Here is a 26,300-nt window from a genome sequence, read left to right as displayed (position 1 = left end):
CAGGTTTCAGCGTTTTACGGGCTCACGGAACGGCCAGTAGATTGTCGACCACGGTGACGTTGGCCTGTTCGAACACCCGCCGCATCTCGTCGCTCAGCGACACGTCCGTGATGAACATGTCGATGTCGTCGAGCGTCGCGAACTCGCGGAAACTCCGACTGTCCAGCTTACTACCGTCGGCGACCAGGATGACGTGCCGGCCACCTTCACAGAGCAGTGTCTTGATTCGCGCTTCGTCCTCGTTCGAGACGGAGAGGCCGCCGTCGCCCTGGACCGCATCCGTTTCGAGAAACACGATATCGAAGTTCGTCTTCCGGAGGTACGACTCCGCGCTGGGGCCGACGAGCGCGTCCGAGGTTTGACGCAGCGAGTCGCCGACGACCTTGACTTCGCCGCAGGTTTCGCGGAGTTCGAACGCGCTCTCCGGGGAGTTCGTCGCGGCGAGCAGCGACACCTGCTCCGGGATGGCTTTCGCCACTTCGCGGGCCGTCGGTCCCGTGTCGAAGAAGACGGCGTCGCCGTCGCTCAGTTCGTCGACGGCCCGTTCGGCGATCGCCCGCTTGCCGCTCGGATTGTCGATGCTCTCTGTCGTGCTGGACCCGTTGGTGTCTTCCTTCGACGCCGGGAGGGCACCGCCGTGAAACCGTTCGATAAGCCCGTCTTCCGCGAGCGACGAGAGGTCCCGGCGGATCGTCGCCTCGGAGACACCGAACTCCTCGGTGAGCTCTTCGACCGTGACCCGATCCGATTTGTTCACTTGTCGAACGATTTCCTTCCGTCGTTCATCAGGTATCATGTTCTGTTGCAGCGGGCCCGGACCCTGCGCGTGAGTGTGGCCGCCGGCTGATGTTTATTAGTTAGTGTCATCACTCTCGATAGAATCGGCCCCACTCCCAGGGCCAGCGTCGCAGTCTAGTGATTTGCGAGATTGCTCGATGGCGTTCGGTGGTATATCATGCAGTATGTAGACGTTCATGAAAAACTCTCTCCCGGTACTAAGTACTGAGGACACCGAACAGTGTCGCGACGACTACCCCGACACTGCTGATGATTGCGCCGCCGTAGATGCCGCTCGCGTAATTGATGACTGCGAGGGCTGCCAGCCCGAACGCAGTCCCGAACACGACCATGTCGGCGGGTGTCATTCTATCGGTGAGCTCCGTCGTCATCGTCAGATCGTCGCCTGCTGTTCGATCTTCGCATCGTACGTCAGCGATTCACCCGTCTCCGGGTCGAAATACTGGAGCGAGTCACGGTCGAACCGGAGGTTCACCGAATCGCCCATCTCGACCGTCGTGTCCGGGTCGACCGCGGCCTTGATGCTCTGGCCGGTCTCGAGTTCGAGTTCGAGCACGGTCTTCTCGCCCTGCGGTTCGACGACCTCCACCGTCGCCGGGTGGACGTTCGCCGGGACGCCGTCCTGATTGAGCGCGATGTTCTCCGGGCGGATGCCCAGCGTCACCCGGTCGCCGAGGTACGGTTCCAGCGCCTCGGTGAACTCGTCGGGGACGTTGTGGATCGCGCCGCCGAGGTCCAGTTCGAACTTGCCGGCGGACGACTCCTCAAGGGTGCCTTCGAGGAAGTTCATGCTCGGCGAGCCGAGGAAGCCGGCGACGAACATGTTTCGCGGGTTCGAGTAGACGTGGGTCGGCTCGCCGACCTGCTGAATCTGGCCGTTGTCCATGACCGCGATCTGGTCGGCCAGCGTCATCGCCTCCACCTGATCGTGGGTGACGTAGACCGTCGTCGTCGACAGTTCCTCGTGGAGTTTGTTCAGTTCGGCGCGCATCTGGACGCGGAGCTTCGCGTCGAGATTCGACAGCGGCTCGTCCATCAGGAACACCGCGGGGTCCCGGACGATTGCGCGACCGAGCGCAACGCGCTGTTGCTGTCCGCCGGAGAGCTCCGACGGCCTGCGGTCCAGCAGCTCCTCGATCTGTAGCAGTTCCGCGGTCTCGTTGACCCGCTCGGTGATGATTTCCTCGGCCGTATCGTGTTGCTCCAGCCCGAACCGCATGTTGTCCCGCACCGTCTTGTGCGGGTACAGCGCGTAGTTCTGGAACACCATCGCGATGTCGCGCTCGTATGCGCGAGCGTCGTTGACGATGTTCTCGCCGATCCGGATTTCACCGTCGGTCGCACGTTCGAGCCCCGCGATGAGGCGCAGGGTCGTGGTCTTGCCACATCCTGACGGGCCGACGAGGACAGTGAAGCTTTCGTCGGGGATGTCCAGCGAGATGCCGTCGACTGCGGTGACGTCGTCGAATTCCTTTACGAGGTCGGTGAGTTCTACGTGTGCCATAGTTAGTTACTCCTTGACTGCTCCTTGTGTGAGTCCGCTCACGATGTACTGCTGGAAGAACAGACCGAACAGGATGCCGGGTAACGCGGCGATCATCCCGCCGGCTGCGAGGTGTGCCCAGTCCACGAAGTCGTCAGCCACGAACAGCGAGACGGCGATCGGCAGCGTCTGGGCCTGTTCCGAGGACGTGAGAACGAGCGCGAAGACGAACTCGTTCCACGAGAAGATAAAGGCGAGGATGGCGGTGGCCGCGATGCCCGGCTTCGCCATCGGCAGAATTATTTTGACGAACGCCTCCCAGCGCGAACAGCCGTCGATCTGGGCCTGTTCGTCCAACGATTCGGGGATCCCGTCGAAGTAGTTCTTCATGATCCAGACGGCGAAGGGGAGATTGAAGAACGTGTACGTGAGGATGAGCGCGAGCCGCGTGTCGTAGAGGCTCCCGGTGAGTCCGCCGATGAGCGGCGGGTTCGACATGATCTGGAAGAACGGGACGATGAGCGCGATGGGGGGGATCATCCGCGCGCCGACGATCGACAGCAGCAGCGACTTGTTCCCAAGGAAGTCATACCGGGAGAAACTGTAGCCGGTGACCGTCCCAAGGGTGATACAGATGAGCGTCGTCGTCGTCGCGACGATCATGCTGTTGATCGTGTAGTTGTCGAACGGCCGGTTCGTGAAGATGTCCACGTAGTTCTGTGCCGTCGGGCTCTGTGGGAAGAACGTGATCGGCAGTGACAGCACTTCGCTCGATGGCTTGATGCTCGTGATGAAGATGTAGTAGATCGGGAACCAGATGATAAGGACGTACACGGCGAGCAGTCCGTAGGCCAGCAGTCGCTCGCGGGCGACGGACGGCCACTCGTTCTGTGTATCCAGTCCCAGCGACCGACGCAGTCGGTTGAGTGGTGATTTCTTCGTGCTCATGCTTCGTAGGGTGATTCGCCGAATATCTTGTACAGACTGGCCACGATGGCGAAGGTCACAGCCAGCAGGACGACTCCGAGTGCAGCGCCGGTCCCGGGTTCGTTGAACACCTGTGCGGTCCGGTACAGCCAGGAGGCCCACACCTCAGTCGATTTCCCGGGGCCACCCTGGGTCATCACCCAGACCAGGTCCAGCGCCCGGATGTCGAAGATGATACGGATGGTGAGTGCGACCAGAATCGACGGTTTCAGGAACGGATACGTGACGTTCCAGAACCGGGACCACCGACTCGCGCCGTCGACTTCGGCGGCGTCGTACAGCTGTTCGGGGACGTTCTGTAAGCCCGCGAGCAGGATGATGATGATAAACGGCGTGAACACCCAGACGTCGGCGATGATGAGCGCCATCATGGCGAGCGCGCCGTCCGAGAGGAACGGGATATTGCCGGAAATAACCCCGAGCCGCTGCAGTGCGCCGTTGATCGCGCCGAAATCGGACTGGAACATCCAGCGCCACATCAGCCCGCTCATCACGTACGGGAGAATCCACGGGACGATGACCGCCGTCCGGAACCAGCCCCGTCCTTTCAGGTCCTTATCGAGCAACAGCGCGATACCCAGTCCCAGCAGGAACGAGATTGAGACGCTGAAACCGACGTAGATGACTGTATTCGTCGTGATCGAAACGAAACTGGGACTGAATATGCCGAGCACGGCATTGCCCCCTTCTCGTGCGAAGATCAGCCGCTGGAAGTTCCGCAGGCCGACGAACTCCATCTCGTTTGTCACCGGGTTGCGGAACTGAACGCTGCTGAGAAACAGCTTCGCGGTCGGGTAGACGATTATTGCGGCGATCCACAGGAGCGTCGGCCCGACGGTTAACGGGACGAACAGCTTGTCGAGTTTGCGACGCAGTGGGCTCTTTTCGATTGACATAATATAGATCCTAAACCGCGCCGATCAGATGAGACCGATATCCTGGTAAAGGCGCTCGATGTTGTCGTAGGCGTCGTTGAGCGCTGCCTCGGGGTCCTTGTTACCGAGCAGCGCCGGCGTGAGCTGTTCGTTCAGGTAGTCGTCGACCTGTGGCTGGGCCATGTACGTCTCGCTTTTCGCGTTTTCGAGGTTGAACCGCATGTCCTCGAGCAGCCAGGACGGGTATTCGCTCTGGATCTCCTCGTCCTCGTAGACGTCCGGGACGACCGCCGGGTTCCCCTCGACGAGCATGTTGTTTTTGGACGACGCTCGGGTCGTCATGAAGCGGGCGAACTCCTTGGCCGCGTCCTTGCGCTCTGAGAACGCCGAGACGCTGATGCCGTTCGTGTCCTGGAAGGTCGCACGGCTCTCGGGGCCTTCCGGGGGCTTCGCGCTGCCGATTCGGTTCTCGTCCCATTCGTCGATGGCGCGGGCCCCGAGCGGCGTCCAGGATTCGACGGTCGCGTACTGGCCGGCGATGAAGTTGTCACCGATGCCACCCTCGCCGAGGCTTGACATCCCGTCGGGGGTGATGCCGCGCTCTCGGAGCTCGTTGAAGAACTCGAGGACCTCCATCCCTTCCTCGACGAACACCGGCTCGTAGCTGTCGTTGAACAGCTGGCCGCCGGCCTGATAGAGGAACTGCTTGAAACTGAACACGGACTTGCCGGCCCAGGTGAACGCGAACCCGGATTTCTCGCCCTGTGAAAGCTGCTCGCCCTGGCTCAGCACTTCGTCCCAGGTGTCCGGCGGCGCGTCGAAGCCCTGCTCACTCAGGTACTGCTGGTCGTAGAGGTAGCTTCCCCACTTCCCGAACTCGGGGGCCATGTACGTCTGGCCGTCGAACTGGACGAGTTCGTTCAGCGAATCGGGGAACTTGCTCATGTGGTCGCTCCCGAGGCCGATCGGCTCGAGCCAGTCGGAGCTGACGAAGTCGGCCAGCCACCAGGTCGGCCCGTTGAACGCGTCGACGGTACTGTCCTGGTTGCGCCAGATCGTCGTCAGACTGGTCTTGAGGTTGCTCCACGGGACCTCGTTGACTTCCACGGAGATGCCAGTCTCCTCCTCGAACCGCTCGATGTTGGCTTCCGTTCCGGGGTCGAACTCCAGCGACCCGGCGTTGTAGAACACGATTTCGTCCGCCATCGTCTCCGATCCGGTACCGGTCGTGGCACCGTCCGAGCTCTCACCGTCGGAGCTTTCGCCGCCGGAGCCGTCCTCCGTGCTCGAATCGGAGTCGCCGCTACAGCCAGCAAGTGCCGCTGTCCCGATGACACCGGCGCTTTTGATGAACGTTCGACGAGTGCGTTTTGAATTCTTCTGCATGCAATCGCTCACGAGACAGCCATGGATTATAAATCATGGGGGTAATCAAAGATGAAAACTTATCTCGTAACTAATAAAATAGATGGCTAAGAACAACTTTTAGAATCTAAAACTACTTTTAAGACCTCGAAAGCTATATTATACAATAATTTATATATTAAAACGTATATTTTTGTATGATTGATTTCACTCACAAATCTGAATTCGAGCATATTTTGAACGGTTCGTTCACCGAATCGTGCAGACCCGACAACTGACTGAATCGGACTTCCGTCGTTCGGTTCGGTATCGAGACGCCCGACGGTCGCCTGTGACCCGCACGACCCCGCGCGATTTAAGCCACACCGCTCAGTATCGGTGCCTGTGACAGAGCGCGGACGGACGCGGCGGGCGTTTCTGGGGACGCTCGCGGCGACGACGGTCGGGTCGGTCGCGGGGTGTCAGTCGCAGTTCAACCCGCTCGCATCGACACCGCTTGACGAACACGCCACCACGCAGTTCCGGCAGGGGCTTCTGAACCAGGGGTATCAGGACGCCTCGGTTCCGGACGCCGTCGAGTCGGCCTGGGAACTGCCGGCCAACCGCGGGGATCACACCGCGGCGAAGGGGAGCCCAGCGCTGGCTCCGACCGGCGACCTGATTCTGGCCGACGATACCGGCCGCGTCCGGGCTATCTCCACCGAGGGCGAGGTCCAGTGGTCGACGACGATCACGCAGGCGACGCGGGGAAGCCACGGCACGCCGGCCATCGCCAACGACACCGTCTACATCGGGGCCTACGACGGCGCGCTGTCGGCGCTGGACCTCGAAACCGGAACGCGGCGCTGGCGGACGGAACTGGGTGATGCAATCGGCGCAAGCCCGACCTACTACAACGGGTCGCTGTACGTGGCCGTCGAACACGCCGCACCGAGCGGGAGCGTTGTCGCAGTGAACGCCGCGACCGGCGACGTGCAGTGGCGGGACAGTCGGCCGACCGACCATCCCCACTCGACGGTGGCGCTGGACCGCGAACACGGTCGCCTGTTGTTTGGCTCCAACGACGGCTACTGCTACGCGTGGTCGTTCCCGGCCCTGGAACGGGTCTGGTGCTACGACACTGGCGGCGACGTGAAAGCCCCCATCGCCGTCGCTGACGGGACGGCTATCGTCCCGTCGTGGGCTGAGACGGTCACCGCCGTCGATGTGACCGACGGCACGGAACAGTGGACCTTCGAGGCAGACGCCGACGTGATGTGTGCCCCGGCGGTCCACGACGGCACCGTCTACGTCGGCAGCCACGACGACCGGGTGTACGCACTCGACCTCGAAAGCGGCGAGGAGCAGTGGCGCTACGACACCGGCGGGTGGATCATCGGGAGCGTCGTCGCCACCCCCGACGATGTGCTTGTCGGGTCCTACGACGGGCGACTGTACGCGCTGGAGCGGGACTCGGGAGCGAGGGTCTGGACCACCGACAACCGGGGCCACGTGACGAGCGCGCCGCTGGTGACCGCCGACGGCATCTACTACGCCGAGCGTGCAGCCGAGGGCGACCCGGACCGCCCGGGGATGTGCTACAGACTCGTCCCGGCATAACGAAGCGAAACCCCTTACCCCGCGGACCGTCGAGAATCGCCTATGAGTACCATCCGGGTCGTGTGGGGGACTGCGACCGGCCCGACCGCGCTGGCCGCCTACGACGCGGCACTCGCAGAGGCGGGCGTCCACAACTACAACCTCATCTCGCTGTCGTCGGTCATCCCCGAGGAACCGGCTATCGAGGTGACAGGGACAGCACCGGATCTGGGGCCGCCCGGCGAAGCCCTGGAGGTCGTCCAGTCTTCGACGACCACGCCACCGGGCGAGCGCGGCGCGGCGGGCATCGGCTGGGCCCGCAGTGAGGACGGGCCGGGTATCTTCTACGAGGTCGACGGGGCCACCGAGGACGCGGTCCGGATGGAGATCCGCGAGGGACTGGCCGCCGGCCGGGATCTCCGGGACTGGGAGTTCGTCGAGGAGAACGTATACGTCGAGTCGGCGTCCGACGACGCTGAGTACGCCAGCGCCGTTGTTCTCGCCACCTACGGCGAGAGCCATCCGCTCGTGTAAGCGGCGTTGCACCGACGGTCCCGGCCAGAACTGTGCTGGACCCTGGGTTTTTAGTCTTCCCCCCCATAGAGACAGAGAACGTTCATGTACGGTAATACGTCGTTTGGTGGGGAGACGGAAGAAGTGACCCTGACCGCGGAACAGCGTGAGGAGCTCCGACGGGACCTCTCAAGCGTCGCCGCCCGGACCCGCGAACTCCTGCCCGGCGAGTTCGTCGTCGGTTCGGAAATAAGCAACAGCACGACCGGTCCACGGGCCACAATCGCGGTCCAGCCCCCGGTCGGATCGGTCGTCAGCGCCGACTACACGCCCGAGGACCCGGAAAGCGCGAGCATCTCCGACGCCGAGCGCGACGACCTCGCGCAGGGCATCGCCGCCTCCGCTGCCCTACAGGTCAAGCAGGTGATGGGCGACGACACCTCGCCGACGGCGCAGTAAGAACCACTGTTTTTGCCGCATACTGGGAGACCGGAGTCCAACAGCCCTGCCGGTCCCGTCAGGCGCGGCGGCCGCTGGCGACCGGCGGATTGTAGAACAGCGCGTAGCCGATTGAGCCACCGGCGGGCAGACTGCCGGCACTCAGCGCAGTCACGAGGCTGATAGAGGTGACGACTGCACCGAGCGACGCCAGCAGCATCGAGAGGGCGATGCTGGCGAGCACGAGGTCGGGCATCGACGGGGACCCAGACATTCGTGTCTCTACAGAGACACGCCTGCTAATTAAATATTATTACTCGTGGGAGCAGTGCGTTGATTGCCGCGGTCTCGGTGCCCAGTCATAGCAGAGCAATGGAATGGAACAGCATAATCAAAAAGCAATGTCATAGAACAGTTCACAGCCCTTGAAGTCGTCACACTGCAAACCGCTCGCTACAGCCTGTCCACTGGCCGCTAAATGACTATCCCTGAATAAACGACAACTTCTCACGCTGTTCGGTCGGGATGGGATTGGTGTATGTAACGTCTTCACCGTCGCATAGTTCGTCGAAATCGTCGTCAGTCGTGATCAGGTAATCAGCGTCGTATGCCCGTGCGAGCGCCACAATGAACGAATCGTACACGTCGTGACCCTTCTCGGCGCTGATCTCGTATGCCTCTAGCAGGGTCGTCTCGGTCGCACTCACAATTCGTGCCGGACTCCGAACAAGTGATTGGACTGCGTTTCGCGCAGCGACGGCATCGACCCCGAAATTATTGGTCATTAGATACTGCGTTCGGAGCGGATAGTAATCGAAGACGAGCAATACGTTTGGTCCGTCGAGGGCGTTTTGAATCCACGGATACACGTCGTCGTGCGCCGGATGATCTTCGGTCAGTGCGATGGCGAGAACGTTCACGTCCGTGAGTACCGTCACTTCGGTCGGAAGTGAATCGCTCATCGGTTCTCCGATCACTGATCCATCGGTCCAAAGAGCGCGTCCCCCGCATCGGTTGGCGTCGTGTGCTCCCAGTCATCCCGGTCAGCCGTTGCTGGCTCTAACTTCGAACTCGGCTTCGGATTGACCTCAAGGACGGAGCCAACGAGCGTTGCTGGAAGCTCATCGTTCGATTCGATTCCTAACCGGTCCCGGACCTCTTTCGGGAGGGTGACCCGACCCCTATCGTCGACCGTGAGCGTCAGTTCCTCTCCGTGGCTTCTATCAGTCGACGGTTCTCCCATTTTCGACCACCTACTACCCACTACTACACTGACATGTAAAACGGTTGCGCCTCTCGACCTATTTGCCCCAGAACGGGTCGCGGTTCCGGTGTTTCTCTAAGTACATCGACAGCGCCTCGCGCTCGTCGACGGAGATGTCCTCTTTGAGCTCCTGTTCCAGAATCTTCGCGTGTTTTTCGGGGATTTCGACCCAGAGATCGTCGCCTTCCTCGATCTGGCGGCCAACGGTCGGCCCCTGGATCGAGACGGCCATACGCTCGCCGGCGCGGGCCGAGTCGACGTCCTCGCCCTCGTCCTGAATCGTTTTGAGCGTCCCGACGCGGTTTGCCTCGCCATTCTCCCATCTGACGACGTTGACGTTCCGCCGGAGTTCGCCCGAAAGGATTTCCACCCCGACGACGGCGGGGTCGGACTGGCGGAACGTGTGGTCCTGCAGAATCCGGAACTTCGCGGGCCGGGTGATGTTTTCGAGGATCTGCTCCTGCTGGGCCTCCTCGATGGCGGTGACGTGGTCGTCGTAGGACTCGACGAGCTGGTAGATGACGTCGTCTTCGAACAGTTCCACGTCCTCCTGCTCGGCGAGGTCGCGCGCGTCGTCGAGCACCTCGACGCTGAAGGCGAGAATCGCCTGGTTGGTCGGCTCGTTGGCCGTCTCGGCGACCCGGATGTCCCGCGGCGCGACCGCGCCGACCTCGGCACGCATGACCGGGATCTCCTCATCTTCGAGCGTGCTGGAGAGGGCCTCCAGCGAGCCCAGGGTGTCGGCCTTGATGACGACGCCCTCCTCCTGGGTCGTCACCTCGATCTCGGCGAGTTCCGCCTCGACCTCGGCGATGACCTCGCTGCGGTCGCGGTCGCGGATGACGCGAATCGGCGCGCCGGCCATCGCGTTGTCGAGGTCCGGGGCGGCGATCTTGACGCCGTCGGCGGCCGCGACGTGATCGACCTGTTCGAACTCCTGTTCGGTCCGGATCTCTTCAAGCGGGCGCGGCCGGAGCAGTGCGCGCACGTCGGTGACGATTGGGCCTTGCAGACCGCCGACGACGATGGTGTCGTCGCTGCGGATGGTCCCGTCGTAGATGATCGCGTCGAGCGTCGTCCCAAAGCCCTGGGTGTCCTTCACTTCGAGGACGGTCCCGACGCCGGGGCCGCTGGTGTCGATCTCCATCTCCTCTTTCATGTACCGCTGGGACAGCCCCATCATCACCGTCAGCAGGTCGGGGATGCCCTCGCTGGTTTCAGCGGAGACCGGCACGACGCCGATGTTGGCCTGGAAGTTCTGGACGCGCCAGTACATGTCCGCCGAGAACCCGTTATCGGAGAGTTCGCCGATGATCTCGTACAGTTTCTCGTTCAGATCGGACTGCACGCGGTCGGACTGTGCGTCCATCGTCTGCTGGACCGGCTGACCCTCGTTGGGGTTCCAGCCGGGGACGGTGTCGATCTTGTTCGCGGCGACGATAAACGGCGTCTGCGTTCGCTTGAGGATGTCGATGGCCTCCAGCGTTTGTGGCTGGAAGCCGTCGTTGACGTCGACGACGAGGATGGCGATGTCGGCGAGCGCGCCACCCCGTGAGCGAAGCGTCGAGAAGGAGTGGTGGCCCGGCGTGTCGATGAACAGCAGGCCGGGCAGGTCGAAGTCCGTCGGGTCGACGAGGTCGCCGGCGATCTCCGAGATCACGTTCAACGGGACGGCTGTCGCGCCGATGTGCTGTGTGATCGCGCCCGACTCGCCGGCGGTAACGGCCGAACCGCGGATCTTGTCGAGCAGACTCGTCTTCCCGTGGTCGACGTGGCCCAGAACGGCGACGATGGGCGTCCGCAGGGTGTCGTCGGTGGCTGTGGTGGGGTCCGTGTCAGACATAAATGGCTCCAGAAGTTGTCAGAACCGAGTCGTCGGTGGCAGTTAAGTTCGTCGTCATGGGTCGCGCGCGACCGAACGCGGGGCTAAGCGGGCGTCACTCGGTCACAGTGAACGAACCCGTCATCCCGACGCTCTGGTGGGGGACACAGTGGTACTTGTACTCGCCGGGGACCTCGAACGTGTAGGCGTACTGGTGGCCGCTGGAATACGTCCCGTCGCCGGGTGTCCCCGACCAGTCGCTACCGGACGGCGTCGCGGTCGGTTTGACGTTGTGGCCGCCGGCCTCCCACACCCACAGTACGGTACTTCCGACCGGGATTTCGAACGATTCGGGCTCGAAGCTGAAGCTCCCCGGCGCGACGGCGACTTCCTGATCGGCGTCGACCGGCGTTCGCGTCGGCGTTGGGGTTGCCGTGGGTGTGGGCGTCTCGGTCGGGGTGGCTGTCTCGGTTGGCGTCGGCGTTGCGGTTTCAGTTGGTGTCGGTGTCGGAGTTGCTGTCGCAGTTTGGGTCGGTGTCTGCGTTGCGGTGGCTGTATCCGTCGGGGACGACGCGTCGCCGCCGTCGCCACTGCATCCTGCAACAGTTCCCGTGACGGCGGCCGTGAGAACGCTGAGAAACCGACGCCTGTTTCGGCTCATACGTTCCCGTAGGACGCCTGTCGCTTAGGGTTACTGCCGGTGGGTCGGGGACGGGCCGCTCGTCAGACATCCCCGTGGCGTTTATGTAACCTCGTTCGGAACAAGGGGGTATGGCTGCAATACTCGCAGAGAACCTGTCGGGGAAAGACGTGATGGGGACTGATGGCGCGGAGATCGGCAGTCTCTACAACATCACGATGGACTTCTCCTCGGGCGCGTTGCACAACCTCGTCATCGACCCCGCGGAGTCGCTCCGCAACACGGACTTCGAGTACAGTGACCAGGGTCGCCTGCTCGTCCCGGTCGGACGGGTCAAGGCGGTGAAAGACCACATGATCGTCAAACGCTAGATGTACGTTCTTGACTCCTCGGCGTTTATCAACGAGTATCACACTGACGAGCAGATAGCGACGATTCCGCTCGTCAGAGAGGAACTGGAAGACGAGGCCGCCTATCGCTTCGACGCCCTCGAAGGCTCGGGCATGCACCTCCACATCCCGGAGGACAACACCGTCGAGCGCATCGAGCGCGCGGCCCGCGAAACGGGGGATCTTGCGGAACTATCCGAAACCGACATCCGGCTGATCGCGGCCGCGTTCGAACTCGACAGCCGGCTCGTCACCGACGACTACGCGATGCAAAACGTCGCGGAGAAACTCGACGTGAGCGTCGAGGTAATCGCCCGCGACGGGATCACAGAACAGCGGGACTGGCTGTTCCAGTGTGCCGGCTGCGGCCGCGAGTTCGACGAGAACCGCGACCGCTGCCCCATCTGTGGCAGTTCGCTATCGCGGAAGAACCCGGCTTAGGCGGTCTGTTCGTCACGGGCTTCGAGTCCGAGCTCGACCAGCTGCTGGAGCACTTCCTCCTCTGTGATGCCGTAGCGTCGCGCGAGCGTTTCGACCATCCGCGCTTGGTCGTCATCACAGACGATAGTGAACCGCCGAGCCATGCCGTCGCCTACAACGGTAGTTCGCATAAACACCCGTCAGACAGCAGTCAGACGGCTCAGAGGACCGGATTTCCTGTAATTTCAATGTACAGTGTGAGAAACTGGATCGCGTTGAACGCCCCGTGAATGAAGATGGGGACGAGCAGGTTCTCGGTCTTGAGATAGCTCAGTCCAAGCAGCGTCGACAGGACGAACACCAGGAGCAGCGACAGGACAGTCTGTGTCGGCGTGCCGGTGCTGTACTGCCCGAAGTGGACGACGCCGAAGACGGCGCTGGTGAGGATGATCGCCTGAATCTCGCTGAAATCGTCGTAGAGGTACTTCTGGATGAGGTTTCGGTAAATGAACTCCTCGCTCGGCGCGATAGTGAGAAACGCGAGCGGCACCATCACGAGCAGGAACGACGGGTCCTCGCGGGCCAGTTCCTCGACACTGCTCCGGGCCGCTTCGAGGCCAAGCGCCTGAATGAGGTAGCTGAAGCCAAAGAGTGCGACCATGAGGACGACGACGCCGCCGACCCCGTAGCCGACATCGCGGAGCCCGGGCCGACGCAGGTCCAGGTCGGCCCAGGTCCGGTCTAACCGGTTGGCGACGGCCGCGCCGAAGCCGACGAAGCCGACGCCGATGCCGATAGTGAGCGTGACGTACGTCGGCCCGGTGACGGTCCCGCCATCGAGTGCCCCGGAACTGATCAGCCCCGTGAGTGCCGCCCCGAGCACGACGAACTGGGCGAACAGTGTGCCGACGAGAAAGCCGGCCAGACCGATCCCCGTCGCGACCGAGAGGGCTCGGGCCACCGTGTAAAGCCGATTATTCGGCACACCGGTCGAAAGCGCCCAGCCCAGCGCGACCGTGCCGCCGCCGGCCAGCACCGTGAGATAGACCGCGAGGCCGACGGTCGCTTCGACACCAGTTCGGAACTCCGGCCCGAAGAAGGCGACGAGTGTTGCGAGAGTCGCGATAGCGCTTGCACCCATCGCGCCGAGACCTGCCTGTCGGCGGTCGAGAGCGCCGTGACGAACGAGCGAGAACGCGAGCGCGGCCACAACGAAGCCGGCCGCGGCGACCTGGCGGGCGGTGACCGGACCGACCGCCGTCGCCGGTGTCATCCAGCCCACGACGCCGGTTTCCGTGGCGACGAGTATGACGAGACCGAGGCCAGCGGCCAGGACGCCCCAGTTCGCGGCAGTGTCGTCCATTACCGGCAGTCCGTTGCGCCGGCCTAAAGGGACTCCGCTTCGCCGATCCGCAGGCGTTCGCGCTCGTCGATAACCGCCGTTTCCTCGGAGTCTTCGCCGCGGATGAGCGCTCGCGTGGCGTTCTTGCCCCACTCGACGGCCGGCTGGGTGAACGTCTCCACGTCCGCGAGCTCGCCGACGAGGACGCAGGCGGCCTCCATCGCGTACAGCAGCTTGCCGACGCTCTCGGCGTCGAGGCGGTCGATCTCCACTTCCAGCGCCGGCCGGTCAGCCGCCGGCAGGCTCGCCACCGTCGCCTCGTACTCGGCGTCGATGAGGCCACCGAGGTCGGTCCCCGAGAGGTACGCGAGGTCTTCGTGGTCCGGGTCGGGAATCGCCACGTCGGCCCGCTCGCGCGGTCGGACGAACGTGACGACTTTGTCGCGGTGGCCGGCGCGGTACAGCTGGAGCTGGGAGTGCTGGTCGGTCGCACCCAGCGCCCGTGCCGGGGTCTGGCCTCGCCCGTCCTTGCCCAGGCTCTCGGCCCACAGCTGTGCGAACCACTCGCCGAAGGACTCCAGCCGCTCGGCGTAGGGCATGAACGCGTTGACTTTTGCCCCTTCCTCTTCGAGTGCGTAGGCCATCGCGCCGTAGGCGTAGGCCGGCGAGTCATACAGCGACGGCGCGAGGTCATCGGCTGCCGTCCGGCCGCCCGCAAGCAGCCCCTTGATGTCGATACCGAGGATGGCTGGTGGGACGAGGCCGACCGCCGAGAGCGCACTGAACCGGCCGGGGACGCCCTCTGGCACCGGCAACTTCGGCAGGTCGTGCTGGTCGGCGAGCGCCCGCAGCGGGCCATCCTCGCCCGTCGTGACGACGATGCGCTCGGTCCAGTCGACGCCGCGGTCCTCGTAGGCCTCCCGGACGACGAGGAAGTTCGCCAGCGTCTCCGCCGTCGTTCCCGAGCGCGAGACGACGTTGATGGCAGTGTCGGCGAGCGAGAGTCCGTCGAGCGTCCGCCGGACGTGCTCCGGGTCGACGTTGTCCAGCACGACGTGACTGTCCGGATCGTCGGCCAGCGCCTCCGTGATGGTTTTCGCCCCCAGCGCGGAGCCGCCGATGCCGACGGTGATGACCGAGTCGGCGTCGGCGACCGGGGCGACGGCCTCCCGAATCGCCTCGGCGTCAGTCGCTTCGGGGAGGTTCAGCGACGCGTAGCCGAACTCGTCGCCGTCTCGCCCCTGCTCGATTCGCTCGTGGGCCGCGGCCACCCGTTCGTCCAGGTCATCGAGCGTCGCCCGTTCGACGCCCGGGTCGGCAACACTGGCAAGCGCGGCTCCGATATCGACGTGCATACTGGGGGTGTCGGCGGGGTGGTACAAACAACTCCCGGAGGGGACGGCGGGCAGTGGAGTCGCGCTCGCTGTCACCGCCGCCGGACAACACCGCGCTTAACCACGCGCTCGCCTAACCCACGGGTATGACAGACGCGACGGCAGAGCAGTCCGTCACGGCCGACGAGTCCGCCGCCGGCGACCCCGAGGACGACCGCCCCGAACCGTACAACGGACTCCCCGGCGCGTTCCCGTACGCCTTCCGGGCCAGCGACTCCCTTCTGTTCAAAGCATACGTCCCGGTCGCGCTGCTCCTGTCTGTGGCAATCGCGCTCGTGTTCTCCTTCGGACTGATTACCCAGCTCGCTCAGACCGGGAGCGTCCGCGGCGGGACGTTCACCTTCTCGCGGAGCTTCTTCCTGTTCGTCGGACTGCTGCTCGTCGCACCGCTTTTGGCTCCGGTGCTCTCCGTCGCACGCCGCCACCGTCGGACCGAGTCATCGGTCGCCTACGACCGCGCCCTCGCGCTCTCGGCGTTCCTGTTCATCGGGTCGCTGTACCTCGCACTGTTGACCTCGGCGCCGGCGGAACTGCGCGAGCCGACACAGAGCGCCGTCGTCGGTTTCTTTTATTCACTGCCGCCGCTTGCCGGCGCCGCCCCGCCGCTGCTGGCGATCCTGGCGATGTATCTCACCCACCGACTGTTGAAGTAGCGTCGCCTGGCCGGCGGTCAACACCGCCTTGTCACCCTTCCCGGGTCGAAACGGGCAAAAACGCCCGCCACGAATGTGGCTCTATGACAGCGATTGAAGGGACATTCCTGGTCACACACGCCGATGAGGATTCGGCGACGCTCCGAAACGTCGGCGACTCGCAGGTGGTGACACTGTCGGACAATCCCGGTATCGAGGCCGGCGAGGTAGTAGAAGGGACGGTCGAACCGGAGCCGCCGATGGAGGTGACCTACACCGTCACCGAGGTCGCCGAGCGGCGTCGGATTCCCGTCGAGACGGTCGACCTCGCGCCGACGGCACAGACGACCGAGATCGCGGCCGAGCAGGCCCCCGGCGAGCTAACGACGGTCGAGCGCGCCGGCGAGGGCGAGATACACGTTCTGACCGTCCCCGAAGACGAGACGGCCGAGGCCGCGGCGGACGTCGTCGACGACGAAGCCACCGTCTCGCGGGCGGCCAGGCTCGGCGTGGACCGCGTCGAGGTCCGGACCGCAGAGGGGGTCGTCAGCGTGCGCTACCTGCCGGACTGACGCCTGCCCTCGTACTTCGATGTCCTATTCAGTCGGTCCGGCGGCGCTCTGGACCTGCCAGCCGCCGGCGATCCCGCAGGCCTCGCGTTCGGTGTAGACGAACGCGGTGTCTTCGGTCACCGCTGTGCCGCCGTCGACGGATTCGACTCGAAGCGGGAAATCCAGCGTGTCGCCACAGCAACCGACGCCGACGAACTCCGTCCACACGTCCCCCGGCGCGGCGGTGTCGTGTGCCTTCCCAAGATACGCGCGGAACGGCGAGCCGTCGATCTTGTCGCGGCCCCAGCCGCTGAGATCCGCCGGATACGAGAGTTCGACTGTTCTAGCGCTGTCTGCCATGTCTTGATCTACGTGAGCAACTACCATAGCTATGCGGGAAACTGCCTGTCAGCGGAGTGAGTAAGAAGGCTTATTCGCTCCCGTCTCACACCGTTCGGTCATGTTCGAGTTCGAGGTCCCGGAAGTCGATTACACCCAGTACTCGAACCGCCAACTGGTGGCGGTTCCGCTGGTGGTGCTCGGCCTGGCGCTTGCGGTACTCGGTGGCTGGTATCTGGTCACCGGTGCGCCGGTGTCACCGAGCATCGACTTCACGGGCGGTTCGGAACTCACCGTCGAGTCGTCTCTTTCACAGGCCGAACTCAGGGAGAACACGTTCGACGAGCCAGTGGTCTCCGTCCAACAGGTCGAGGGTGAGAACCGCTACATCATCACGTTCGATTCGTCGAATCTGGAGCCTATCGAGGAGACCGCACGGTCGAACGACCAGATAGAGTTCCTCGGCAGCGGGACGACCTCACCGATATTCGGGCAGGAGAACCAGCGGCTGGCAATCGCTGGTATCGGCGTTGCGTTCCTCGGGATGAGTCTGCTCGCCTTCGCGTTCTTCCGGTCGTTCATTCCGAGCATCGCTATTGTCATCTCCGCGTTTTCCGACATAATCATCCCGCTCGCGGTGATGAACCTCCTTGGAATCAAGCTCTCGCTTGGGACCGTCGCCGCCCTTCTGATGCTGATCGGTTACAGCGTCGACTCCGATATCCTGTTGAACAACCACGTCCTCCGGCGGTCCGGTGGGTTCTACGAGTCGACCTACCGCGCGATGCGGACCGGTGTGACGATGACGCTGACGTCGATGGCCGCGATGGCGGTGATGGCGATCTCGGCGACGCTGTTCGGTATCGAAATAATGGCCTCTATCGGGTTCGTGCTCGTCATCGGGCTCGCGGCTGACCTGATGAACACCTACATGCTCAACGTCACGCTGCTTCGCTGGTACAAGTACGAGGGGATCAACCGATGAGCACACTCAAGGAGAACTGGCGCATCGTCGCGCTGGTCACGCTGTTGCTGCTCAGCGCTGTCGCGCTGTTCATTCCCGGCGTTCCACCGGGGACCTCTGACACCGAAGGTGCCGGGGCCGCCAACCAGACGACGAACCTCCAGTACGGGATTCAGCTCAGCGGCGGGACGCGTATTCAGGCGCCCATAGTCGGGACAACTGCTGAAGGCGTCGACGTCGCACCCGCAGACGAGGCCGACCTCGCCCAGTCCATGGCGGACCGGCTGGGCGTCGATCCGATCGACGTGCGCGTCTCCAACCGAACCGAAACCGTGGAAGTATTCTCGAACAACGTCTCGGAGTCGGAGGTCCAGTCCGCGCTCGAAGCCGAGGGGTACGACCCGAGCGAGGTCCGGCCCGGCGTAACCCGCGAGACGCGCGAGAACATGGTGTCGGTCATCGACGACAAACTGCGCGAGTCGGCCCTGACAGGCGGCTCCGTCCAGCAGGTAAGCTCTCCGGGTGGCCGGAGCTTCATCAGCGTCACAGCCCCCGACAGAGGGCGTGAGGAACTCATCGGCCTGCTCGAAGAGCGTGGCGTCGTCCGGGTGTACGCCGTCCACGACAACACCGAGAACGGGTCGTACGTCCGCGAGCAGGTCCTCTCACAGGGAGACTTCGCCGGTATCGGGTCTGCACAGCGAAGCGACACGCAGGGAACGCACGTCCCGGTGACGGTCAAAGACAGCGTCGCCGAGCGCTATGCGAACGACATGGTCGAGGCCGGCTTCGGGAGCGGCTCGACCTGCCGGCGCTCGGACTACGACCACGAGAACCTCCAGAACTCGCAGGCGGACTGTCTGGTGACGACGCTGAACGGCGAACCGGTGTTCGTCGGCGGCGTCGACCCGGGGCTGGGACAGTCCTACCGGAGCGGCGAGTTCGCAAACAACCCGCAGTTCATCATGCAGACCAGCAACATGTCCGAGGCGACCGAACTGGAGCTCGCGCTGAAGGCCGGTCGGCTGCCGGCGCCGCTGGACTTCGATAACGCCGAGAGCCAGACGCTCTCTTCCGCGCTCGCCCAGGAGTTCCAGCAGCGCTCGCTGCTGACGGGCATCCTCGCCGTCATCGCGGTGAGCCTGGTAGTGTATCTCCGGTACGGGCGACCCGAGGTCGCTCTGCCGATGATCGTCACCGCGCTGTCGGAGGTGTTCATCCTCCTCGGGTTCGTCGCCTTCGTCCAGTATCCGCTGAACCTCTCACACCTGGCCGGGTTCATCGCGGTCATCGGAACAGGGGTGGACGACCTCATCATCATCGCCGACGAGATCCTCCAGCAGGGGAAAGTCGAGACCGGGCGCGTGTTCCAGAGCCGCTTCCGCAAGGCGTTCTGGGTCATCGGTGCGGCCGCGGCGACGACTATCGTCGCCATGAGCCCGCTGATGGTCCTCTCGCTGGGCGATCTCTCCGGGTTCGCCATCATCACCATCGTCGGCGTGCTTATCGGTGTGCTCGTGACGCGGCCGGCCTACGGTGACATCCTCCGGAGCCTCGTGCTGGACGAGGACTGACCGTTTCCGGCCCGTTTTCGCCTGATGGATTCCGGTGTCCCAGTGTCAACTAATTTCATGCGAAGAAGTACCAAATTCTTTTAGATTGACTTATCATCCACCACTCACTATGTACACATCCCGCCAGATGCGGGGAGCTATCGGACGACGGGTCTCAGACTGTCCGATCAGGACGGAACGGGACGCGTTGGGGGCAACAACCGAGCGGTCCGTCACACGACTCCGAGGTTAACGCTCCGAAGGAGAACCGAAGCAGTCCACTGCCGGTCCGGCCGGCCGGATCGGTACGAAGGCCAACTACCGGATGTCACGTAAGTGGCGTTCGGGAAGCCAGCACGTCGACAAAAACTGGTGCAAGCCCAGGTAAAGCCCGAGAGGGCAAGGCCGGTGGAAGCCCGGCTACAGTCGACACAGTGTTGAAACGGCCGTACGGGCTGTGGAAAACAGCTCCCGTCCGACTCCACACCGCCTCTGTCGGGTTTTATCGCTCAGAAATCGCCCAGCGTTGCCTGTGACGCCGCCGCCAGCACGTCGTCACACGTCGACCACGAACGGCGGGCACACGCCGGAAGCTCGCCGTGGCGGTCGACGTAATCCGCGAGAAACGACCGTGTCGTCGGGTCGCTGGGATAGCCCGATCCAACGTCGCCGTACTGTTCGGCTAACTCTGTGACGTGGCTATCGCGGGCCACCTTCGCGATGATCGAGGCCGCACCGACCAGCGGGTCCGTCTCGTCGGCCCCGTGTTCTGCTGTTACGGTCACGTCAGCGTCAACGGCAGCAGCGACCCGCCGACCGAACCGCTCCGCGTCCGTGTCGCCGGCGTCGACCATGCCTGACAGCCCATCGTGGACCACCGCCGATAGCGCCTCGGCCTGTGCCTCGACGGTCAGCGTGTTCATGTCCGTCCCGTCAGCGTCGATCCGTCCGACCGGAATCTCGGCGATACCGACAGCGTCGGCCGACGCCCGGATTTCGCCGGCCAGCCGCTCGCGGCACGCTGGCTTGATGTCCTTCGAGTCGCCGACACCGTCGGGCAGTTCCGCCGGCTCGGCCCGGACGGCGGCGGCGAACATCGACCCCAGCACCGGTCCTTTCCCGGCCTCGTCGACGCCGAATCGCATGGCTGACTCCTGGACGGCACTGCAAAAACAGCTTCCGGTTGGGCGGCGGCCAGCGCGCTACTCCTTGAGGAACTCGGCTTTCGCAAACGGCTCGTCCTCGCCCTGTACGTCGGTCACGTCGAGCGCCGTCACCACGGCGTCGGTCCCGAGCAGGCCGGCCAGGGACGGCTCCGTGCGGCCCTCGTCGCTGGAGACGAGTTCCTTCACGTACAGGCCGCCCTCGCCGTGGATGCGGAGTTCTGCGTGGCGGTCGTCAGTCAGTTCACCCGCGGCGTCGTACACCGTCCGCGTCCGGGTGATGTCGGCCCGCCGGTGGGTGACCCGCTGGGGCGTCTCCTGCTCGATGGTCGCCCCGTCCAGTTTCGCCAGCGCGTCCTGCAGGGCGTCGGCGTCGACCGGTTCCTCGAACTCCACGTCCATCCGGTAGGTCTTCGAGGCGTCCAGTTCCTTCACGCGCTCGACCATCTCGTGAGTCGCCAGGTGGAGGTCCGTCACCTCGACCTTCCCGTCGGCGAAATCGTTGATGTCGGCTTCGAGTTCGTCGGTGTCCACGTCGCGCTTGCGCGGTTCCATCACCTCGATGACGAACGGGCGGCCCGAGTCGAGCATCCGTGCGTCCACGTCCTCGCGGCCGGCGCCGTGGAATACGGCCTCCTCGCCGTCCATCGCTTCCTGCACGACTGGCGCGGACAGTTGCTCGACGCTCTCGTCGTAGCGGTAGCCGCTGCCGCCACAGCCGTCGCAGGGCTCACCCTGCCACAGCCCGGTGCCGTTGCAGTCGTTGCAGGGCCACTTCGTCTGCGGGATGTCGCGTTCGAGCTTGCGGTAACGGCCGTAGACGAACGCGGAGTTGACGTGCGTTTCCACCTCGTCCGTGGCGAGATCGAGCGTGAGCTGGACTTCCGGGCGGCCGAAGTCCACCTCCGCACCGGTCAGGTCGCCGATCCGCTTGCCGACCTCGCGGTTCAGTTCGGTCTTCAGCGCCTCGCCGGCGTCGGGCTCGAGGCCCACGTCCTCTCGGAGCAGCTCGTCATTTTCTTCGAGTAGCGGCGGCACCTTCGTCCCGACCTGATAGGTGTCAAAGTCGTAGCCGCGGACGGCGCTTGCGGCCTGCTGGGCCCACCAGTCGAAGCGGTCACATTCGCCCTCACAGACCCAGCAGTCCTCGCTCTCCTCGAAGGGGTCGTCGTCCGCGAGTGCAACCGTCACCCGCAGGGCGTGGCCGCGTTCGGCGTTGGCCAGCCCGAAACTCCGGTCGGCGAAGAGTCGGCCGAGACAGGAATCACACAGCGGCCCGGTGGCAAGCGCCGCACGGGCATCCTCGAGTATGCTCATTGCCTGAGCCGACGCGTCGCCCCCCTAACTGCGTTTCGACCTCCCGGTCAACCGGGGGGCAGTCGGCCCTGCGACCGCGCCCGTCTTCACTCGCCGGCCACACCGCCGTCGTCTGTACCTTTCCGCGGCGCTCGGTCGAACAGTTCGCCCGGAATCTCCTCGGCCGAGAGAGAGACGGACCGCTGGGGGAACGGGATTTCGACGCCCTCGGCCTGGAACCGCTTGTAAATCGCGCTGTTGAGTTCGTGGGTCGCACGGGCTGTCAGGGCCGGGTTGCTGACCCAGCACAGCAGTTCGAAGTTCAGCGCGGAGTCGCCGAACTCCCGGAACCGGACCCGCGGATTCGGGCGGTCCTGCACGAGGTCTTCGGCCTCTGCCAGTTCCGAGAGAATCTCTTCGACCCGGTCGATATCAGTCCCGTAGGCGACGCCGACGGGGACGCGGATCCGGCGCTTTCGTCTCGGGGTCGACTCGTTGACGATGGCGGCGTTGTTGAGCTTCGAGTTCGGAACCGTGACGAGAATGTCGTCGCGGGTGCGGATGACCGTCGAGCGCACGGAGATGTCCTCGACGCGGCCTCGTTCGCCGGTCTCCAGAACGACGAAATCGCCGACCGCGTACGTCCCATCCAGATACAGGGACAACGACCCGAAGAAGTTCGCCAGCGTGTCCCGGGCCGCCAGGCCGACGATAATGCCCATAATCCCCGCCGAGGCCAGCAGCGGCGTCACGTCGATGTCCCACAGAATCAGCAGGAGCAGGATGCCCCCGCCCGAGATGAGCGCGCTCCAGACGTTCTGGAGGATGGGAACCATCTGGCGGTCGATATACGCCGAATCCGTCGCGAGAGCGGACGCCTGGCGGCCGATTCGCAGCAGCGTCACCATCCAGACGATGACGACCAGCGAGAGCGTCCCGGCCTCTAGCGAGACAGCGACGGCCGGCCGGACGTCGTATATCTGCGCGCCGGCGTACGCGCCGCCGAGCCCGACTGTGACGTACACGGCGGTGTGAATCCCGCGGAAGACGATGTCGTCGACGTCCCCTTCGATGTGGGGCGTGACCCGCCTGAGCAGTCGGTCACCGAGGACACGGATGACCAGTGCGAGCGCGACGCCGCTGCCGACGAGCGCGAGAAACCCCTGCCAGGCCGGCAGCCCCGACAGCAGGTCGACCATCCCACTTCCCAGTTGCATACCACCGATTGGACACCGGCGATATATATACTGCCGCGTCGACGGGCCGAACCGAACGGCCTTTGTCCCGCGGCGTCCGCTCCGTGGGTATGAACCCGATTCTCGTCGCTATTCTGCTGGGCCTGCTGCAGGGGGTGCTGGAGTGGATTCCGGTCTCCAGCGAGGGCGGCGTCGCGCTCGCCTCGACGGTGGCCACGGGTGTCTCGCCCGCCGCCGCGACCCGTCTCGCGCTCTTTCTCCACGCCGGGACGGCGGTCGCGGCGACGGCCTACTACCGCACCGAAGTTCGAACCATCCTGCGTTCGATCCGGGAACTCTCCCGCCGCCCGTTCGCCGACGAGACGGCGGATCTCTCCTTTATCGTCATCGCCACGCTGGCGACTGCCGTCACCGGCCTCCCCGCGTACATGGCCCTCGACGCGGCTGTGTCGGAGCTAGAAGGTGGACTGTTTCTGTCGTTTGTCGGCGGCCTGCTCGTCGTCACCGGCCTGCTCCAGCGCTTCGCCGCGGCGCTGTCGCTGGGCGAGCGCGAAATCCCGGACGGGCTCGACGCCGTCCTCGTCGGGGTGTTGCAGGGGCTGGCCATCCTCCCCGGTGTCTCCCGGTCCGGGACGACGGTGAGCGCGCTGTTGCTCCGGGGTCACGAGGGCGAGTCGTCGCTTCGGCTCTCGTTTCTGCTGTCGATTCCGGCCGCCCTCGCCGCGAACGCGCTGGTCCTCGTCGACGATGGCGTCCCCGCAATCGACCCGCTGCCGGCCCTCGTCGCCCTCGTCGTGAGCGCCGTCGTCGGCTATCTCACTGTCGGCGCGCTGGTCCGCCTGGTCCGACAGGTCCCGTTCTGGGCGGTCTGTACGGTGTTTGGCGGTCTTGGTGTCGTCGGCGGGCTGCTCGTCGCGTTGTAGCTCCCCGAAAACCCGGGTCGGCTTACTCTTCGTACTCGACGTCGGTGCCGCTTGCGACCGGCTGGAGGACGTACTGATCAGTTCGGCCGCGCTTGACCGGGGTGAAGTCGGCGGTGAACACGGTTCGGGTGTCCGCTCGGATCTCGTACTCTTGTGTGAACTGCAGTGGCGCTTCGCCGGGTGTGTCAACCGTCGCATCGCCGCCCTCCGCCAGCGTCGCGTCGACGCCGGTCACGTCTAGCTGGAGATACTCGTAGGTGTCCACTTCGAGTTCGGTCTCGTCGACGAGCGAGGTGTTGCCGTCCTGGAGCTGGACGAGATCGGCCTCCTGGGGGTCGTCGAACTCGTGGTACTCGCGGGCGTCGCTCGTGTCCGCTGTTGTCGATTCCTCGGTCGCTGTGTCTTCCTCCGAGGCCGGTTTGACCCAGATGCCTGCCATCGTGACGATGCACGATTCGAAATCGCCGATGTCACCCGGCTGGTCGGTCACCTGTGTGGCGAGCGTTCCGGTTTCGCCTCCGCTGCCGGAACAGCCGGCGAGGCCGACAGTGCTCGCTGCCGCGAGGCCGCCGGCGGCTTTCAGATAGTCGCGTCGAGAGGTCGTCCGCGTTCGCTGTGATTCTCGCATACAAATCGACCATCCACCCCAGTGTAAAGGAACGGGCTGATACTCCATCCGAATTCAGCCGAGTTTCGCCCGATTTTCCGGGTATAAACGGAATCTCTCCGGGAGTAGCCAGCAGTCCACCCGTCGAACCTGTTTCGGGGACGATACAACTTATTTATCTTCCGGCATCAATTTCATAGTAGCAACGGCCATGAGTGGTGACGAACGCAAGCTAGTCGACACGTCGGGGGACTTCCAGTACGTCGTCCGCGACGGCGACCCCGTGGCCGACCCGCAGTGGCGGTCCTGTCGGCTCATCGTCACCAACAAGCGCCTCGTTCTGGCGACGAACGGCTCGAAACAGCCGATTCCCCACTCCAACATCACCCTGCCCTCGGACCCCAACGACCTCGTGCCCGACGGCGGGACCGGCGGCGCGACCGCACTGGAGGTGGGCAACAACGTCCTGCTGGTCGACACGCCGAACCTGGACGACTTCGAGACGGAGTACGTTCGGGCGACGCTGCAGGGCGAGGTCATTCTCGCGCGACAGCAGGCGGTCGTCGGCGGCGTCGTTCAGGAGGACGCCGAGTGGAGCAAGGCACGGTTTCAACTGGACGACGACATTATCCGCCTCCAGTTCCCCGGCGGCAAGCGCATGTCCTTCGAAATCGAGGACGTCGGGACCATCGAGACCGGGACCAGTTCCGTGATGGGCCAGGAGCGGGAGGTCATCGAGGTCGAACACACCGACGAGCAGGACCGCAGCGTCGAAACACACATCTCGGGAATGGACCACCACACGCGGGCGCTGAAGACGCTCTTTACCCGCGTTATCGAGGACCGCGAGGACGATTATGAACTCTCGGAGATGGAGAGCCAGGTGTTGATGGCGCTGTACTCCGGCGTTTCACCGTTCGAGATGTCCGACTTCGTCGGTACGACGCCGGATGAGGTCGAGGAGATTTATCAGAAACTGCTCGAAATCGGCGCGGTTGATGAGGTCCGGGTTCGGACCGAAGTCGCGTTGAACGCGCAGGGACGGAATATGGCGAGTGAAGCGATGAGTGAGAAATAGCGAGGGGCCGACCGGAGGGAGGGCCCTCGGATAGCGAACGGGGAGCGTTAGCGACCCGTGAGCAGTAGAGCGGCGCTACGCGCCGCTGAACGAACGGCGAAGCCGTGAGTAGTGAGCGGCCCTCGAATAGCGAGCGGGGAGCAACGCGACCCGCGAGCAGCGATACGGTACGCGCTGCAGAAGGGACGGGAAGCGATAGTGACTCGCGAGCCGCAAACCACCTCACCCCTCGAAAAAACAGGTGGGACCGATTCTGACCCAGAACAGCAGGGCGGTATCGCCGACCGGCACATCCGTAGCGACCTACAGTGACACTTCCCGTCGGCGGTGCTCGGCCCGTACAGTGTGGCCCACGGCGTCTGGCCGCCGTGCGCCGCTTGTGGGTCACTCACCCAGGTAGTCGACATCCTCAGCCTCCGTCACCGACACCCCTTCCGGGAGGTCGGACTCCGGGACCGGCGTCAGGGTGAGGACTTCGCCCGCCTCAGTCTGGACCCACTCCTGTCCCGTCGCTTGGCTCCAGTCGTGTGGTTCCCAGAGCCCCGATTCGAAGCGCATCCAGATGTCGAGACCACTGTAGTACTCTCCCGTTGAACTTTGGTATATCATTGCTGACTCCACACCATCCGCTGCCGTCGAACAAGTCAATGCATCTACATGGTATTATTACTACCGGCGGGACCGAAATTC

31 protein-coding genes are annotated in these 26,300 nt (G+C 64.1%); 11 read left to right on the top strand and 20 right to left on the bottom strand.

Going from position 1 to position 26,300, the window contains the following annotated elements:
* Positions 1–22: 22 nt before the first annotated feature.
* The 6 genes from glpR to ACY9XZ_RS03930 form a co-directional block, all read right to left on the bottom strand.
* Positions 23–796 carry an HTH-type transcriptional regulator GlpR gene (gene glpR, locus ACY9XZ_RS03955; protein ID WP_463455764.1) on the bottom strand — a complete coding sequence of 258 codons (774 nt, stop codon included), beginning with the start codon at positions 794–796 and terminating at the stop codon, positions 23–25.
* Positions 797–995: 199 nt separating this feature from the next.
* Positions 996–1,169: a hypothetical protein gene (locus tag ACY9XZ_RS03950; protein ID WP_463455763.1), complete on the bottom strand. Its 174-nt coding sequence runs from the start codon at positions 1,167–1,169 to the stop codon at positions 996–998.
* A 2-nt stretch (positions 1,170–1,171) separates the two neighbouring features.
* Entirely contained in the window at positions 1,172–2,302 is a 1,131-nt protein-coding gene (locus tag ACY9XZ_RS03945) for an ABC transporter ATP-binding protein (protein ID WP_463455762.1), read from the bottom strand.
* Positions 2,303–2,308: 6 nt separating this feature from the next.
* Complete coding sequence (locus tag ACY9XZ_RS03940; RefSeq protein ID WP_463455761.1) at positions 2,309–3,229, bottom strand: carbohydrate ABC transporter permease; 921 nt, start codon at positions 3,227–3,229, stop codon at positions 2,309–2,311.
* Entirely contained in the window at positions 3,226–4,164 is a 939-nt protein-coding gene (locus ACY9XZ_RS03935; protein WP_463455760.1) for a carbohydrate ABC transporter permease, read from the bottom strand. The genes ACY9XZ_RS03940 and ACY9XZ_RS03935 overlap by 4 nt, the downstream gene beginning before the upstream one ends.
* A 24-nt stretch (positions 4,165–4,188) precedes the next feature.
* Positions 4,189–5,529 (bottom strand): sugar ABC transporter substrate-binding protein, encoded by a 1,341-nt coding sequence (locus ACY9XZ_RS03930; RefSeq protein WP_463455759.1) that lies wholly within the window; start codon positions 5,527–5,529, stop codon positions 4,189–4,191.
* A 363-nt stretch (positions 5,530–5,892) separates the two neighbouring features.
* Here ACY9XZ_RS03930 and ACY9XZ_RS03925 point away from each other — a divergent pair, with 363 nt between their 5' ends.
* From ACY9XZ_RS03925 to ACY9XZ_RS03915, 3 genes are all read left to right on the top strand, one after another.
* Complete coding sequence (locus ACY9XZ_RS03925) at positions 5,893–7,107, top strand: outer membrane protein assembly factor BamB family protein (RefSeq protein WP_463455758.1); 1,215 nt, start codon at positions 5,893–5,895, stop codon at positions 7,105–7,107.
* A gap of 42 nt (positions 7,108–7,149) precedes the next feature.
* Positions 7,150–7,620, top strand: coding sequence for a pyruvoyl-dependent arginine decarboxylase (locus ACY9XZ_RS03920; RefSeq protein ID WP_463455757.1), 471 nt, complete (start codon positions 7,150–7,152; stop codon positions 7,618–7,620).
* An 84-nt stretch (positions 7,621–7,704) separates the two neighbouring features.
* Positions 7,705–8,058, top strand: a complete 354-nt coding sequence (locus ACY9XZ_RS03915) for a DUF5811 family protein (RefSeq protein WP_004518427.1) — start codon at positions 7,705–7,707, stop codon at positions 8,056–8,058.
* Between the two features lie 58 nt (positions 8,059–8,116).
* Here the strand turns inward: ACY9XZ_RS03915 and ACY9XZ_RS03910 are convergent, their stop codons facing one another.
* From ACY9XZ_RS03910 to ACY9XZ_RS03890, 5 genes are all read right to left on the bottom strand, one after another.
* Positions 8,117–8,311, bottom strand: coding sequence for a hypothetical protein (locus ACY9XZ_RS03910; RefSeq protein WP_463455756.1), 195 nt, complete (start codon positions 8,309–8,311; stop codon positions 8,117–8,119).
* A 208-nt stretch (positions 8,312–8,519) separates the two neighbouring features.
* A complete protein-coding gene (locus ACY9XZ_RS03905) occupies positions 8,520–8,999 on the bottom strand; it encodes a type II toxin-antitoxin system VapC family toxin (RefSeq protein WP_463455755.1) in 480 nt (159 codons plus the stop codon).
* A gap of 11 nt (positions 9,000–9,010) precedes the next feature.
* Positions 9,011–9,280 carry an AbrB/MazE/SpoVT family DNA-binding domain-containing protein gene (locus ACY9XZ_RS03900; protein ID WP_463455754.1) on the bottom strand — a complete coding sequence of 90 codons (270 nt, stop codon included), beginning with the start codon at positions 9,278–9,280 and terminating at the stop codon, positions 9,011–9,013.
* A gap of 58 nt (positions 9,281–9,338) precedes the next feature.
* A complete protein-coding gene (gene infB / locus ACY9XZ_RS03895; RefSeq protein WP_463455753.1) occupies positions 9,339–11,144 on the bottom strand; it encodes a translation initiation factor IF-2 in 1,806 nt (601 codons plus the stop codon).
* 94 nt (positions 11,145–11,238) lie between these two features.
* Positions 11,239–11,784: a plastocyanin/azurin family copper-binding protein gene (locus ACY9XZ_RS03890; RefSeq protein WP_463455752.1), complete on the bottom strand. Its 546-nt coding sequence runs from the start codon at positions 11,782–11,784 to the stop codon at positions 11,239–11,241.
* 110 nt (positions 11,785–11,894) lie between these two features.
* On the opposite strand from ACY9XZ_RS03890, the gene ACY9XZ_RS03885 reads away from it, so the two are divergent.
* On the top strand, positions 11,895–12,134 hold the full coding sequence (locus ACY9XZ_RS03885; protein ID WP_463455751.1) for a PRC-barrel domain-containing protein: 240 nt from the start codon (positions 11,895–11,897) through the stop codon (positions 12,132–12,134).
* Positions 12,135–12,593, top strand: coding sequence for an NOB1 family endonuclease (locus ACY9XZ_RS03880; protein WP_463455750.1), 459 nt, complete (start codon positions 12,135–12,137; stop codon positions 12,591–12,593). It abuts the gene before it with no gap.
* On the opposite strand, the gene ACY9XZ_RS03875 is transcribed toward ACY9XZ_RS03880, so the two are convergent.
* The 3 genes from ACY9XZ_RS03875 to ACY9XZ_RS03865 are packed head-to-tail and all read right to left on the bottom strand — an operon-like array spanning position 12,590 to position 15,269.
* Positions 12,590–12,736 (bottom strand): CopG family transcriptional regulator, encoded by a 147-nt coding sequence (locus ACY9XZ_RS03875; protein ID WP_463455749.1) that lies wholly within the window; start codon positions 12,734–12,736, stop codon positions 12,590–12,592. The two genes, ACY9XZ_RS03880 and ACY9XZ_RS03875, sit on opposite strands and share 4 nt — an antisense overlap.
* 56 nt (positions 12,737–12,792) lie before the next feature.
* Positions 12,793–13,935: a lysostaphin resistance A-like protein gene (locus ACY9XZ_RS03870; RefSeq protein WP_463455748.1), complete on the bottom strand. Its 1,143-nt coding sequence runs from the start codon at positions 13,933–13,935 to the stop codon at positions 12,793–12,795.
* 23 nt (positions 13,936–13,958) lie between these two features.
* Positions 13,959–15,269, bottom strand: a complete 1,311-nt coding sequence (locus tag ACY9XZ_RS03865) for a glucose-6-phosphate isomerase (protein WP_463455747.1) — start codon at positions 15,267–15,269, stop codon at positions 13,959–13,961.
* A 125-nt stretch (positions 15,270–15,394) separates the two neighbouring features.
* On the opposite strand from ACY9XZ_RS03865, the gene ACY9XZ_RS03860 reads away from it, so the two are divergent.
* Together ACY9XZ_RS03860 and ACY9XZ_RS03855 are read left to right on the top strand one after the other, a co-directional pair.
* Entirely contained in the window at positions 15,395–15,961 is a 567-nt protein-coding gene (locus ACY9XZ_RS03860) for a hypothetical protein (RefSeq protein WP_463455746.1), read from the top strand.
* Between the two features lie 83 nt (positions 15,962–16,044).
* Positions 16,045–16,512 (top strand): DUF5812 family protein, encoded by a 468-nt coding sequence (locus ACY9XZ_RS03855; protein WP_463455745.1) that lies wholly within the window; start codon positions 16,045–16,047, stop codon positions 16,510–16,512.
* Between the two features lie 24 nt (positions 16,513–16,536).
* Here the strand turns inward: ACY9XZ_RS03855 and ACY9XZ_RS03850 are convergent, their stop codons facing one another.
* Positions 16,537–16,851, bottom strand: a complete 315-nt coding sequence (locus ACY9XZ_RS03850) for a hypothetical protein (RefSeq protein ID WP_463455744.1) — start codon at positions 16,849–16,851, stop codon at positions 16,537–16,539.
* Between the two features lie 100 nt (positions 16,852–16,951).
* Here ACY9XZ_RS03850 and secF point away from each other — a divergent pair, with 100 nt between their 5' ends.
* Positions 16,952–17,815, top strand: a complete 864-nt coding sequence (secF, locus tag ACY9XZ_RS03845; protein ID WP_463455743.1) for a protein translocase subunit SecF — start codon at positions 16,952–16,954, stop codon at positions 17,813–17,815.
* Positions 17,812–19,368, top strand: a complete 1,557-nt coding sequence (locus ACY9XZ_RS03840) for a preprotein translocase subunit SecD (protein WP_463455742.1) — start codon at positions 17,812–17,814, stop codon at positions 19,366–19,368. Before secF ends, ACY9XZ_RS03840 begins: the two co-directional genes overlap by 4 nt.
* Positions 19,369–19,856: 488 nt before the next feature.
* Here the strand turns inward: ACY9XZ_RS03840 and rnhB are convergent, their stop codons facing one another.
* From rnhB to ACY9XZ_RS03825, 3 genes are all read right to left on the bottom strand, one after another.
* Positions 19,857–20,492 (bottom strand): ribonuclease HII, encoded by a 636-nt coding sequence (rnhB, locus tag ACY9XZ_RS03835; protein WP_463455741.1) that lies wholly within the window; start codon positions 20,490–20,492, stop codon positions 19,857–19,859.
* Positions 20,493–20,549: 57 nt separating this feature from the next.
* A complete protein-coding gene (locus ACY9XZ_RS03830) occupies positions 20,550–21,827 on the bottom strand; it encodes a tRNA pseudouridine(54/55) synthase Pus10 (RefSeq protein ID WP_463455740.1) in 1,278 nt (425 codons plus the stop codon).
* A gap of 86 nt (positions 21,828–21,913) precedes the next feature.
* Positions 21,914–23,023, bottom strand: coding sequence for a mechanosensitive ion channel family protein (locus tag ACY9XZ_RS03825; protein WP_463455739.1), 1,110 nt, complete (start codon positions 23,021–23,023; stop codon positions 21,914–21,916).
* An 89-nt stretch (positions 23,024–23,112) separates the two neighbouring features.
* Between ACY9XZ_RS03825 and ACY9XZ_RS03820 the strand changes: the two genes are divergently transcribed.
* A complete protein-coding gene (locus ACY9XZ_RS03820; RefSeq protein ID WP_463455738.1) occupies positions 23,113–23,925 on the top strand; it encodes an undecaprenyl-diphosphate phosphatase in 813 nt (270 codons plus the stop codon).
* A 22-nt stretch (positions 23,926–23,947) separates the two neighbouring features.
* Here the strand turns inward: ACY9XZ_RS03820 and ACY9XZ_RS03815 are convergent, their stop codons facing one another.
* Positions 23,948–24,553: a DUF4382 domain-containing protein gene (locus tag ACY9XZ_RS03815; RefSeq protein WP_463455737.1), complete on the bottom strand. Its 606-nt coding sequence runs from the start codon at positions 24,551–24,553 to the stop codon at positions 23,948–23,950.
* Between the two features lie 190 nt (positions 24,554–24,743).
* On the opposite strand from ACY9XZ_RS03815, the gene ACY9XZ_RS03810 reads away from it, so the two are divergent.
* A complete protein-coding gene (locus ACY9XZ_RS03810; protein WP_463455736.1) occupies positions 24,744–25,610 on the top strand; it encodes a CheF family chemotaxis protein in 867 nt (288 codons plus the stop codon).
* A 384-nt stretch (positions 25,611–25,994) separates the two neighbouring features.
* Here the strand turns inward: ACY9XZ_RS03810 and ACY9XZ_RS03805 are convergent, their stop codons facing one another.
* A complete protein-coding gene (locus ACY9XZ_RS03805; protein ID WP_463455735.1) occupies positions 25,995–26,219 on the bottom strand; it encodes a hypothetical protein in 225 nt (74 codons plus the stop codon).
* Between the last annotated feature and the right edge of the window lie 81 nt (positions 26,220–26,300).

The organism is Haloarcula sp. HT12, from assembly GCF_055271655.1.
The sequence above is the reverse complement of the archived record's forward strand: the minus strand, read 5'-3'. Positions and strand labels throughout refer to the sequence as shown.